Origin of the sequence: Pontiella sulfatireligans, from assembly GCF_900890705.1 — a bacterium.
GTDB classification, from domain to species: domain Bacteria; phylum Verrucomicrobiota; class Kiritimatiellia; order Kiritimatiellales; family Pontiellaceae; genus Pontiella; species Pontiella sulfatireligans.
Genome location: NZ_CAAHFH010000002.1, coordinates 1,811,076 through 1,823,765 on the forward strand (window position 1 = coordinate 1,811,076; position 12,690 = coordinate 1,823,765).

9 protein-coding genes are annotated in these 12,690 nt (G+C 56.2%); 3 read left to right on the forward strand and 6 right to left on the reverse strand.

The genetic code is table 11. The features are described 5' to 3' along the window. Window positions 1–43 precede the first annotated feature (43 nt). Entirely contained in the window at window positions 44–925 is an 882-nt protein-coding gene (locus SCARR_RS20495; RefSeq protein ID WP_136063513.1) for a 3-keto-disaccharide hydrolase, read from the forward strand. 61 nt (window positions 926–986) lie between these two features. Here the strand turns inward: SCARR_RS20495 and SCARR_RS20500 are convergent, their stop codons facing one another. Continuing rightward, window positions 987–1,970 carry a Gfo/Idh/MocA family protein gene (locus SCARR_RS20500; protein ID WP_136063514.1) on the reverse strand — a complete coding sequence of 328 codons (984 nt, stop codon included), beginning with the start codon at window positions 1,968–1,970 and terminating at the stop codon, window positions 987–989. Window positions 1,971–2,154: 184 nt separating this feature from the next. On the opposite strand from SCARR_RS20500, the gene SCARR_RS20505 reads away from it, so the two are divergent. Beyond that, on the forward strand, window positions 2,155–2,619 hold the full coding sequence (locus tag SCARR_RS20505; RefSeq protein WP_136063515.1) for a PAS domain-containing protein: 465 nt from the start codon (window positions 2,155–2,157) through the stop codon (window positions 2,617–2,619). Here the strand turns inward: SCARR_RS20505 and SCARR_RS20510 are convergent. Together SCARR_RS20510 and SCARR_RS20515 are read right to left on the reverse strand one after the other, a co-directional pair. Next, window positions 2,616–3,611 (reverse strand): AEC family transporter, encoded by a 996-nt coding sequence (locus SCARR_RS20510; RefSeq protein WP_136063516.1) that lies wholly within the window; start codon window positions 3,609–3,611, stop codon window positions 2,616–2,618. The genes SCARR_RS20505 and SCARR_RS20510 overlap by 4 nt on opposite strands. A 74-nt stretch (window positions 3,612–3,685) precedes the next feature. Next, window positions 3,686–4,984: an outer membrane protein assembly factor BamB family protein gene (locus SCARR_RS20515; RefSeq protein WP_168433487.1), complete on the reverse strand. Its 1,299-nt coding sequence runs from the start codon at window positions 4,982–4,984 to the stop codon at window positions 3,686–3,688. 86 nt (window positions 4,985–5,070) lie between these two features. Here SCARR_RS20515 and SCARR_RS20520 point away from each other — a divergent pair, with 86 nt between their 5' ends. Then, window positions 5,071–6,663, forward strand: a complete 1,593-nt coding sequence (locus SCARR_RS20520) for a sulfatase family protein (protein ID WP_136063518.1) — start codon at window positions 5,071–5,073, stop codon at window positions 6,661–6,663. 63 nt (window positions 6,664–6,726) lie between these two features. Here the strand turns inward: SCARR_RS20520 and SCARR_RS20525 are convergent, their stop codons facing one another. From SCARR_RS20525 to SCARR_RS20535, 3 genes are all read right to left on the reverse strand, one after another. Continuing rightward, on the reverse strand, window positions 6,727–8,070 hold the full coding sequence (locus SCARR_RS20525) for an SGNH/GDSL hydrolase family protein (RefSeq protein ID WP_136063519.1): 1,344 nt from the start codon (window positions 8,068–8,070) through the stop codon (window positions 6,727–6,729). Between the two features lie 157 nt (window positions 8,071–8,227). Beyond that, window positions 8,228–10,906: an endo-1,4-beta-xylanase gene (locus SCARR_RS20530; RefSeq protein WP_136063520.1), complete on the reverse strand. Its 2,679-nt coding sequence runs from the start codon at window positions 10,904–10,906 to the stop codon at window positions 8,228–8,230. Between the two features lie 25 nt (window positions 10,907–10,931). Beyond that, entirely contained in the window at window positions 10,932–12,632 is a 1,701-nt protein-coding gene (locus SCARR_RS20535) for a sulfatase-like hydrolase/transferase (protein WP_222846375.1), read from the reverse strand. Window positions 12,633–12,690 lie beyond the last annotated feature (58 nt).

Below are 12,690 nucleotides of genomic sequence, written 5' to 3' on the forward strand. Positions count from 1 at the left end.
ACAACGGTAACGTTTCCCGCTTCAACTTAAGAAAGGGTTCCCCATGAAGAATATTGTATCTGCACTTGTTTTTGTCGCGCTGCTGTCCGGTTGCGCCCACACCGCAAAACAACAGGAAGCGCCTGTCGAACCGGCGAAAAAACCCGCTGAGGCAAAGAAAAAACCTAATTGGGGATACGACAACACGCCCAAACTGCCATCCGGCTGGTGCGTCCACGATATCGCCCGGCCGCAGCCCACCGTGGTGACTCCCGCGGCGCAACCGGGCGCCGCGCCGTCGGATGCCATTATTTTGTTCGACGGCACCGATGCCTCGGCCTGGGCGGGTTCCGTACAGAACGATCCCAAGAAGAAAAAATACAATCCGGAAGGCGAGATGCGCTGGAAGGTGGAAAACGGCTATCTGGAATGCACTCCGACCGGTTCGATCAAGACGAAACAAAAATTCGGCGACTGCCAGTTTCATATTGAGTGGCAAACTGCAAATCCGCGCAAAGGCGATTCCCAAGGCGCAGGCAACAGCGGTGTTTTCATGATGGGCCGCTACGAGACGCAGGTGCTCGACAACTATGAAAACCGCACCTATGCCGACGGCATGGCCGGCTGCGTGTACGGGCAAACCCCGCCGATGGTTAACGCCTGCAAGAAGCCGGGCGAGTGGCAGTCGTACGACATTATTTTCCAGGCGCCGCGCTTCGAGGGCGAAAAGCTGGTGTCGCCGGCCTACGTGACGGTGTTCTTGAACGGCGTTTTAGTGCAGCACAAAACCCAGATCCTCGGGCCAACCGCCCACAAGAAGCTGCCCGTCTATAAACCGCACGGCGATGACGCGATTGTCCTGCAGGATCACAGCAACGACACGCGCTTCCGCAACATCTGGATCCGCGAGCTGGATCTGATGAAGAACACCGACAAGCCGGAATAACTCGGCTCGCAGAGCCGACTCCATCATTCAAGTTGTAGTGTTGGCTCTATGAGCCAATTTCTTATTCCCCTTCGTATTCCAGCCCCCACTGCGCGCGGAGGGTGTCCATGGTTTGCATGACAGCGTGGGTTGTGGAGAGCGGCAGAATGTCGCTCTCTAATTTTTTGGCTTCAATGCATTCCATGGCATGGGCGATCTCGAACTTAAAGTTTTCCCCTTCGTCGTAGGGGAGGTCAAAAAACTCGACCTCTTCGCCTTCGCGGTGAAGCTGCAGCTGCGTGGCCCCGAGGAAATGGGGCACACGGATATAGCCCTTGCTTCCACAAATTATGCCTTCGGTCGGCGCGTTGTGCGTGAAGGACGAAGAGAGCATGGCGCGGCGCCCGCCTTCGTAGTCGAAAAGATAGAACCCGCGGTCGTCCACGCCGGTGTCGCCGATAACGGCGGAGCTTTGGATGCGCGACGGTTGCTCGCCAAACACGATCGATGCAAAGGTGATGGGATAGATGCCGAGATCAAGCAGCGCCCCGCCGGCCAGCGCCTTGTTATTGAGCCGGTGCTCGGAAGCAAACTCGCCGGTAATGGAAAAGTCGGCCTTGACGGTGCGGACCTCGCCGACGACCCCGTCCGCCAACAGCTCCTGCAGCTTTAGAATGGCCGGCAAAAAGCGCGTCCAAACGGCCTCCATCATGAAGAGGTTCTTTTCGCGCGCGAGCTCAATGAGCTCCAAGGTTTGCACCGCATTGACGGTGAAGGGCTTTTCGCAGAGCACATGCTTGCCGTTTTCGAGGCAGAGCTTGATGTTTTCGTAGTGGAAGTTGTGCGTAGTCGCAATATATACGGCATCCACATCGGGTTCGGAAACGAGCGCCTCATAGTCGGTGTAGACCCGCTCCATACCATGCTTTTGTGCAAATTCCGCCGCGCGCCCCGGCGTGCGTGATGCGCCGGCGAGCAAGGTTCCTGTTTCCAATGCCTGCAGGCTGGTCGCAAACAAATTCGCAATACCCCCACAACCGATGATGCCCCATTTAATCTCCTTCATGCATGCTCCTAGTTATAAACGGATCAACGATGCCGGAGTTTGTTGTTCGAGGCAAGCCCGCCCCGAAACAGAAGCAAACACGGCAAGAACATGTTTCAAGCCCCATGCATATTTGTAAAAGTTTTTGACTTGCCGGACGGATTGCAGATATAAATTTCCACGTATTATCAAAGGGGCGGGCAACATGACCAAATATTCATATCAGGATGCGAAAGCCATCATCCATACCATCTGCAAGGCGGCCGAAGCCAACGAATACAATACGCGCGAAAAATTCATGGATATGCTTCAACGCAACCCGCACATTGCATCACAGGGCTACAATGCGTTCGGCAAAGTGTTTTTCTGGAACGATGCCTCGTACCATCTTTACGGCTATCGCGAAGACGAAGCGGTTAACCGGGATATCGTGGAGTTGATTATCCCGCCGGAGATGCGCCAGTTCGCGCGCGATATGATTGCAAACGCGCGCAAAACCAACAAGATGCCCGAAGCTGGCGCCTACGACCTGCTGCGCTCGGACGAGCAATTCGTTACCGTGTTTTCCGGACACCTCGTTTTCCAATGGGACAAAGGCACCATGCCGGAGTTCTACTGCATCGACCTCGCGCTGGAAACCCAAGAAGACGAGCTGGCCACGATCGCTTAAAAGCCTTTAAGCACGTAGACCCAGACCGGAATGGTCACGACGCTCAGCGCCGTGCTCAGCACCAACATTGAAGAAACAAAGCCCCGCTCCACCCCGAGCTGGCAGCTGATCACATACATCGCCACCGCGCTGGGCGTTCCGGACAGAATCACCGCAACCCCTAGCGCCGTCGGCGAGGCCTCGGGGCACATCATTCCAATCAGCAGCATCGTGAACAAGGGATGCAGCAGCAGCTTGCAGCCCACCGACCAGCTCAGCGCGCCCAAATGCGTTTTGGTTTGCTCCCACTTGAGCGACGCCCCAATGGAAAGCAGCGCCAGCGGAAGCCCCATCACCCCGATCATTTTGAGGAACGACCCAATCAGCACTGCGGATGAAACGACGGGCACGGGAAGCCCCAGCGAACCGTCGGCCGCGCGGAACTGCTCCGCAATCACCGCCACCACAACCCCCGCAACGGCGGAAATCAGGATCGGGTTGAGAAACGCCTTCTTGATGCGCGCCCCGATTTTCACATTGCCGTCGCCGGCGCCGTAGAAGCCGATCAGCAGGTAGCCAAACAGAATTACAAACGGCAACACAAAGCCGTTGTAGATGGCGGCCTTGGCCAGCCCTTCGGAACCAAACGCGTTCTGGCAGAGCGGCAAGCCGATGTAGGTGGCATTGGGCCAAAACGTGCCGAAAACAAAAGCGGCGGCGAAGCCCCCCTTGTAGCCGTTGAATTTTGCAATCACCATCGTGATCAACGCCACCAGAACCAGCCCGATGAGCGGCATCACAATTACCGCCGGGTCAAAAAAAGTATCGAAGCGCTGCCGGGCCACTTCATTGAAAATCAGCGACGGCAGGGAAAAGGTGTAGACCAGCCAGTTGATAAACTGGCAGTGCTCCTCTTTGATCCGGCCCTTGAGCCCCAACAGCTTGCCGAGCCCCAGCACGGCGAAAACCGGAACGCAGATCACCAACACATCCATTGCCCTTAAAAAATCCATGCGCGGACTATCGGGGAAAGGCTTGCAAAGGAACAAGCACCGAACGAATCAAATCAAGCAGAACAACCCCCGTTCTACCGCTCTTCAATGCGGTAGAGGTGCGTTTTGGTCCGCAGGATCAGCGAGTCGCCCAAAGCGACAGGCGATGCCATGAAGCCGTCGTCCAACTGGTTTTCGGCCAGCTGTTCGAATACGCGGCCCGCGCGGACCACGGTGGTTTTCCCATTGTTACTGAAGAAATAGATCCGGTCGCCGCAATGGATTGGAGAGGCGATATAGTTGCCGCCAGCCCGCTCGCGCCACACGGATTTTCCGGTTTCAGCCTCAAGACAAGTCAGTGTGCCCCGGTTGCTGACCATAAAGAAGAGATCATCGACCACGAGGGGCGACGGGGTGGTGGGAACATCCTTTCCTGCAAAGCGCCAAGCCACATGCGAGCCCGAAACATCGCCATTGCCATCGGGGCGGATGCCGAGGATTTCAGACGTACCCGCTCCGGTTGCTGCGAGAACGAGTCCTTTGCCGTATACCGGACTGACTGAAGCGGAGTGTCCGCTGTGCGGAACCTTCCACAACTCTTTTCCCGTACGCGGATCGTAGGCAAAAACGCATGATGAAGCCGGGCAGAGCAGCTGCTCTTTGCCGGCGGCTTTTACAATAATCGGAGTGGCAAACGCTTTGCGGAAATCGCCGTCACGCTTCGGCTTTCCATTTTCATCCCAATCCGTCCATTCCGTAGTCCGTTCGGTTCGCCACACGGTTTTGCCGGTTTTCTTATCGAGCGCGGTTATGTATTGCTGATCCACGCCGTCGAAGGTCAGGATCAGCAGGTCTTCGTGGAGTATTGCCGAAGAGCCCGGCCCGCGGTAGTGCCGGCAGGGCATATCGTCACGCTTCCAAAGCACCTTGGCCGTCGCCGTATCCAGGCAAGCAGTTCCATAGCTGCCGAAATGCATGTAGACGCGCCCCGGCTCAAGCGCCGCCGACGGCGAGGCATAACAGTTGACGCTGTTGCCAAGCACCTCCGGCTCATCGCAATGAAACAGATGCTTTTCAAAAAGCATCTTCCCGGTTTCGGCATCCACGCAATAGGCATAGAAATCGTGTCCGTCCTCCGTGGCGCTGCTCAGCCACAACTGGCCATCCAAGGCCACCGGCGTCGACCAGCCCACGTGCGGGATTGCTGTTTTCCAACTCACGTTGGAAGTCTCGCTCCAATTTAATGGAAGCTTTGCGCCCTTTTCGGCAAGACCGCGACCCTCTGGCCCGCGAAATTCCGGCCAACCCTGCGCTCCCGCATTCAACCCGCAGAATACAATCCCGGCCAAAACCAGCGCGCCCCGTGATGCAAAAAAATATGGATATAGTTTCATGGAAACAACCATGCCGTATTTTCCAATGCACGGAAAGATCCAACCGCGCATTTGCAGACCATTGAAATTCCATCTATATTGGTTGCATGAAACGACAATACTCAGCCATCGCCTGCCTGCTTATCGCCACCGCTGCCGGAGTGCACGCCGCGGAGCGGCCCAACATTCTGTTTTTATTTGCGGACGACTGGGGGCGGCACGCGAGCGCCTATGCAAAGGCGGAGGGACCGGGATCGGTGAACGATGCTGTATCGACGCCAAATTTTGACCGGCTCGCCGACTCGGGCGTGCTGTTTCTAAACAGCTATGTGAATTCCCCGTCGTGCACGCCGTGCCGAAGCTCGCTGCTTTCGGGCCAGTATTTCTGGCGGACGGGCAACGGGGCGATCCTGCAAGGCGCCACGTGGGATCTGAATATTCCGAGCTGGCCGCTGCTGCTGGAAGCGAACGGCTACGACATTGGCTACACCTACAAAGTCTGGTCGCCAGGCACCCCGCGCAACGCGCCGATCGGCGAAAAACGAACCCAGTTCGAGCAGGCCGGCAGAAGCTTCAATTCGTTTTCGCAAACGGCCAACACGAGGATCGAAAAAGGGAAATCCATTGAGCAGGCCAAAGCGGTGCTGCTCGATGAAGTACGCGGCAACTTCCGCAATTTCCTGAAGACGCGCGGCGAAGGAAAACCCTTCGCATTTTGGTTCGGCCCGACCAACACCCACCGCAAGTGGATCAAGGGATCCGGCAAAAAACTGTGGAACATCGATCCGGATAGCCTGAAAGGGAAGATGCCCCCTTTCCTGCCGGATGTGCCGGAAGTGCGCGAGGACTTTGCCGACTATCTGGGCGAGGCGCAGGCGTTCGACAGCGCGATCGGTGTTTTGATGGACGAACTGAAGCGGACCGGTGAATTTGAAAACACCATCATTGCGGTTTCGGGCGACCACGGCGCGCCGGGATTCCCGCACGGAAAGTGCAACTTGTATGACTTTGGAACACAGGTTTCGCTGGCGGTCTCAGGCCCCGGCATCAAAGGCGGGCGCGTGGTAAACGATTTTGTTTCGCTGCCGGACCTCGCCCCAACCTTTTTAGAGGCGGGACAAGTTGCTGTTCCCAAAGTGATGACCGCAAAAACGCTCTGGCCAGTTCTAAAATCGGACCGCAACGGCTGGGTTGATGCCTCGCGCACGGAGGTTTACATCGGACGCGAGCGGCACGTCCGGAAGGCGCGCGCCGGCAACCTGCCCTATCCGCAACGGGCGATCCGCACCAAAGACCATCTGCTGGTCATCAACTTTAAGCCCGACCGCTACCCACTCGGCGACCCCTTCAATTTGGACGGCGGGCAAGCCCCGTCAATCGACAAGCTGGAAAACAGCACCGGCGCCACCCTGCCCGATGAAGACGCCGGACCGACCAAGGCATGGATCGTTGACCACCGAACCGATCCAAAGTGGCAGGCCTATTTTGAACGCGCCTACGGCAAGCGCCCGCGTCTGGAACTCTACGACATAAAGAACGATCCGTTCCAAATGAACAACCTCGCCGCCAACCCCGAATACAAAGAAGTAGTCGCGAAGTTGGAGAAACAGCTGCTCACCGAAATGAAAACCACCGGCGATCCGCGCCTGATCAACGACGGCGCATTTTTTGAAAACGTCTCAAAGTTTGACGGAAAATAGCTTAAATCCACTTCATGATGTCGGCCACACTGAGGGGCGCCAACCTCGCTGTCCGAGGGCGGATTATTTGACCGGGCTGATTTCGTAGATGCGCGCTCCGGGCTGTGCGAGCTCGTAAATGCGCTCCTCGTAGTCGGCCTTCAGCTCAAGAAGGCGGGCAACTTCGGTTTCGAATTCCGAATAAAACTGCGCATAGGCTTCGGGATCTTTTTCCTGCAGTTTTTTCCGGCGCCTGCCTTTGCGGGCCTGCCATTGCTGGCGCAGAGAACGAACCGCGGTTTCGTTGCGCTCTTTATTGAGCATGGCGACCGCAAGCGCCTGCTGATACTGCGGCGTCTTTTCGTTGCCCTGTAGCTCCACCTTGGATCCAAGCTGAGTATGCATATATTGCCCCACCTCGATGCCGTCGATCTTCAGCCTGTATTTTCCAGGCTTAAGGCCACGCACGGAAAGATGCTCGTTACTCATTTTATGTCCAGACTTGGTGATTTGATAACCCAGATTCGCATCCGGCGGTAGCACCCATGGAAGCGCCTCCGCCGTAAAGGTAAAGCGAAGCGTTTCGCCTTCGCCCGCCACCTCCGACACCTCGCCGTCCGGGGATGCGACGCGCCAACTGCCATTCGGCTTACGGGTGGCATTTACCCCGCTTACAGAACGATCCGCATTCATCTGTTCAAGCAGCTTGAAAGCCATTACGGCATGGCCGTCAGGGCCGGGATGAACCGCATCCGGAATCAGGGTAAACGCAGGATCTTCGAGCCGCTGCTGCGTGGTGTAGTAATTCAGGGGGCCGAGCATATCCACATATCCCGCTCCGCGTTCCAACGCGCTGTCGCGGACCCAGGTTCCGTAAAACGCGAGGACGGCATTGTAATAGTGCGTGGCCTCTATAATTTTTTCCTGTTCCTTCAGCCAGCGAGGCGGTTTGACGGAGGCCACGCGAGAATCATACATCGTCGGCCCCATAAAGATTCCGATCGCACCCAACGCCTCCATCCGATCAGCCAGCTCCGTCATCCCATTTTCATAGGCGTTGAAAATCTCGTGGTTGAAATGCTGATAACTGCCGTCGTTCATCCCGAGCAGCACCGTAATGTATTTCGGTTTAAATGGAGCGACATCCTCCTCGAAACGATCCAGCGCATCGGCTGCCTTGTCACCGCTGACGCCGGCATTATGGAAACGGATCCGTCGGTCTGGATAACGGGTATAGAAATAATCCTCCACATACTGGGTGTAGAGGCACTGGTGCGTAATGCTGTCGCCCAGAAAAACAAACGTATCACCATCCTGCAGGTCGATCGATGTAACCGGCGTTTTAAACTCCGTCGCGCCCGCCAGCATCGCTGAGCCCACGAAAAGGACCATCATTAGTTTTTTCAGTCCACGCCAGTTTACATTCATTCCTGCTCCTTAATTGTTCTGGATATATAAAAGCCGGATATTGATCCATACGCAGCAATGCATCAAGGCGCTTCTCATAAAGAGCCGATTTTAAACACGGCGCGGAGCACCGTGCTACGTAGAATGGTGCTCTGCGCCGTTTATTATCCAGAAGTTCTCAGTCCACCAGAATAACTTTTTTCAGTTCACAGCGGAACGCTCGAAGCACCTGCTCCGACTCCGGATTGCCGGCGAGGTTTTTCCACTCGTGGGGATCGTTCCGGTGGTCGTACAATTCTTCCTCGCCGTTGCGGCAGTGGATGTAGCGGTAACGCTCGGTACGGAGGCTGAAATGCTGGTCGGCGGCGTTTGCGGGAACGTTCTGCTCCACCGGCACGGTGGAGGCTGAGGCCGCCAGGGAGAAGGCCGGTCCATCCCATTTTCCAACCTCTGGATGTTCAAGCAGCGGGCGCAGCGAGAAGCCGTCGAGTTTGTGCGGTTCGGGCAAGCGGGCATAGTCGATAAAGGTTGGGTAGAGGTCGATCAACGACACCGGCGTTGTGCATGCCTGGTTTGTCGCCACGCCTGGGCCGGAAACCACCAACGGGATGCGGACGCTCTCCTCCCACGGGGAATATTTAAACAGGTATTCTTTTTCGCCCATGTGGTAGCCGTGGTCGCTGGTGAAAACAATGATTGTGTTGGCTGCATATGGACTCTGCTCCAGTGCATCGAGCACTTTGCCGGTCTGGTCGTCGACAAACGCTACGCACGCGAGATACGCCTGCGTCCATTTCCGCAACTGCTCGTCGCCGCCGTTATTCATGATGGTTCGGTATTTTTCCCAGCCCCACGGCTGCGCAATGTCCTCCTGCTCGGTAAGGATTTTCGCGCAGTCGGCCGCATCGTTTTCGAGAATGGGCGCGAGTTCGACGGATTCGAGCGGGAAGAGATCGAAATATTCCTGCGGCGCATACCACGGCGAATGCGGACGCGTGAAGCCGATGGTCAGCAGAAACGGGGCTTCGTGTTTTTTCTCCAGAAAAGCCACGGCCTCGGCGGCACAAACTTCATCCGGCATGGGATCGCGGTCGTGGCCATTGCGGAACTGCCAAGGCTTGCCGTCGTAAAACATCGTCCAGCCATATTCATCGCCATAGGGTTTTAGATCCTGGATCGGGCCAAAGCCGTCGCCCCACCCGCCTTCCTTGCGCAGCTTCGCGGGCATCCAGGGAGGCAGTACGCCTTGCTGCAGGTTTTCGGGTTTTCCGTCGTTCGGAAGCGGCCCGAAGTTGCCTTTGGTTCCGAAGCCTGGAAATCCGTCGGAATTCTCGAAGATGGAAAAATCTTCGTGGCCGTTGTGATGGATTTTGCCGGTTGCAAAGTTGCGGTAGCCGTTGGCCGTGAAATGTTCGAACAATGTGGCGGCGGTTCCAAGCTTCGGATTCTTTTTCCAGTGGTTGATCTGCTGCTTGTAGCCATAGTAGCCGGTCGTGGTTGGATGCAGCCCGCTCCATAGACTGGCGCGCGACGGGCCGCACAGCGGACAGTTTGAAGCGGCATTCGTGAAGCGCACGCCGCGCTTCGCCAGCCGGTCGATATTGGGTGTACTAGCCTGCGGGTGGCCGCCCATCCCGGCAATCGAATCATTTAGATCGTCACAGATGATCACCACAATGTTTGGTTTCTGAAGCGCATAGTACGCCGGCTTGGGCTGGAAGTTCCGGTCAAACAACAACGGATACGCCGTTCGCCCCGGTACGGGCCAGTTGGCCTTCCAGGTATACCGGTCGGAGACGCCCCAGACGGTCACCCGCTCAATATGCTCGCTGTTCTTGCGAAACACCTCAAACACGGCGCGGTATTTTTCCGCCTGCTCGTTGAGCACCTCCATGGGAATGGAGTTTGAGTAGGGATTGAGTTCCGCACGAAGCTCCTCGCGCCGATTGACATCAGCACCGTGATATTCGCTGGCCCTCGGCAGCACCCCGATGTCCAACTCGGTGATGCTGACCTTCAAGCCCGTCGCAGCAAGGATATCGATGGAGTCCTGCAGCTGCTCAATCTCGGGATAGTCCAACTGCCAGTGCGCCTGCATGCCGACGCCATGGATCGGGACGCCTTTGGCTTTCAGGCCCCGCACCATGCCGGCGGCAAATTCAACCTTGGCCCGGTTCGCCATGCTGTAGTCATTGTAGAGCAGCCGAGCTTCCGGATCGGCTTCGTGAGCGAACCGAAAGGCCAGTTCGATATAATCCTCGCCAATAATTTGAAGCCACGGGGAGTCCCGATAAAAAGCCACCCGCTTCTTTTGCGGATTACCCTCTTCATCCAACGGCAGGCTTTCATCCACCACCATTTTCGTATCGATTGCTTCGTTGACCACATCCCAATATTTGATGCGGCCCTTGTAGCGACCGACCACGGTGTGAATGTGGTTGCGCATCCGCTCAATGAGCACCTCGCGGGTCACCGGGTTTCCGGCATCATCTTTGAACAGCCAGTCGGGGGTCTGCGAATGCCAGACCAACGCATGGCCGACGACGGCCAACCCGCTCTCCTCGCAAAACGCCATGAATTCATCGGCTTGGTCAAAATTGAAGAAACCCTCCTTCGGCTGAAGGTATTCCATCTTCATCAGGTTCTCGGCGGTGATGCAATTAAACTCCCGCGCCACCACATCGCGTTCCTTTTTATTCTGACGCATGGGATAGACATACTGATGGTTCACACCGCGGCTGCCCAGAGCGGTGCCCATCAGAAAATCTTCGGCATAGACGTCTTTCAGCGGGGCGCTGAGACTGCTGGATGCCGATGCTCCGAGAATGCACAACATGATCTTGAAAATTGGTTTCATTGTTTCCCTCTCATAACGACCTGAATCAGGGCGCAGGCAATACGTTCAGTTCCATGGTGGCTTTAACCGGCTCGTTTGTTCCATCCGAAACACTGACCGCAAAAACATTCATGCCAATGTCGCCGGCGGACGGCGTTCCCTCAATCCGGCCATAGTTTGCATTGGCAATGGAGAGCCATGCGGGGCCGCTAATCTTGGCGAAAACGAGTTCGTCGGCATCAACATCCGACACGCGCCAATTGATGTAAGTCATGTAGGGCTGGCCAGCGGTTGCCTCTTTCTGCTGAAACGTCTGCGATTTCCAAACCGGTGGCTCGTTATTGATTGTCCCGAGACCGGAAGTTATATCCCTCGCCGTGACTGCTTCGTTGTGGCGCTCAAGCCGTCGCGCCAGTTTTTCAACGATCGGTGCATATTCCGGATTCTCGGAAACATTAATATTTTCATCCGGATCCTTTTTATGGTCGTAAAGCATGCGACTGCCGTCGGTCCACTCCGAATAGGAATAGCGTTCGGTCACCACATTCTCACCACCGTGGTAGCGGCTGAAAGCCGCAGTCTTCCAATCCATCGAGGGCTGGCCCAACAGCGGAACAAAGCTCTTTCCCTGAAGATGTTCAGGCATTGGAAGACCGGCCAGTTCGCAAAGCGAGGGGTAGATGTCGACAAACTCCACGAGCGCATCGGTTCGCTTCCCTTTGTTGAATCCGGGCGCACTGATCATCAAGGGCGTATAGGTGGAGGTGTTGAACAGGGCATGCTTGCACCAAAGTCCATGCTCGCCCAGCTGCCATCCGTGATCGCCCATCAGAATCACAATGGTATCATCGCGTAGTTCCAAACGCTCCAGCTCATCGAGCAGCTTTCCGACCATGGCGTCGGTGTAGGACACACAGGCATAGTAGCCATGAATCAATTTGCGGGCCGTCGCGTCAGAGACCGGCCCATTGGTCGGCATGCCGCCATAGCCGTCGCGCAATTCATTCCACTGATGGATCGCATTCGACGGGGCCCCCTTCGGGACAAACGGATTATCGGCCAGCTCCAGTTTTTCAGGGTCATACATGTCCCAATATTTTTTCGGCGCGTTGAAGGGCAGGTGCGGCTTGGTGAAGCCCGCGGTAATGAAGAAGGGGGTCCCCTCCTCCTTTGCGCGGCGGATGTCGCCAATAACCTTTTCGGCCAAGGCGCCTCCGGGATAGGCGTTGTCCGGCACATCCGCATCTTCGTAGGCCGTCATCTCAGCCCATTCCTTATCTTGGTTTTCCGGTTTCAAATAGACCCGAAAATCATTCGGTCGATGGATCTCGTGCCACGAATTCGTGTTGTCATCCGCGTGATGATAGATCTTCCCGCTGGAGATGGTGGTGTATCCATTCGACTTAAAGTGCGTGGGGATGTCCGGAATGCCCGCCGCATCCTCCTGCGCCCTGGTATAGTAGGTCACGAAGCGGTCGGCCGTCGGATAGAGGCCGGTCAGCAGGCTGGCGCGCGATGCGCCGCACACCGGAACCTGCACGTAGGCCCGATCGAACACAACGCCCTGCTCCGCCAACCGATCAATATTCGGAGAAACCGTTTCGTCATGACCATAGCAACCCAGCTGCGGCCGCAGGTCGTCGATCATAATGAAGAGAATATTCGGCGCCGCCGGTTCGGCCATGCAGCTCCCGGCCACAATTATGCCGGCCATCGGAATTAAAAAGCGTAGTGAAAGTTTCATCATAATAGCCTTCTGTAGAATTTGATTTATGTACACATGATATGACTGCAGTCTATCGATG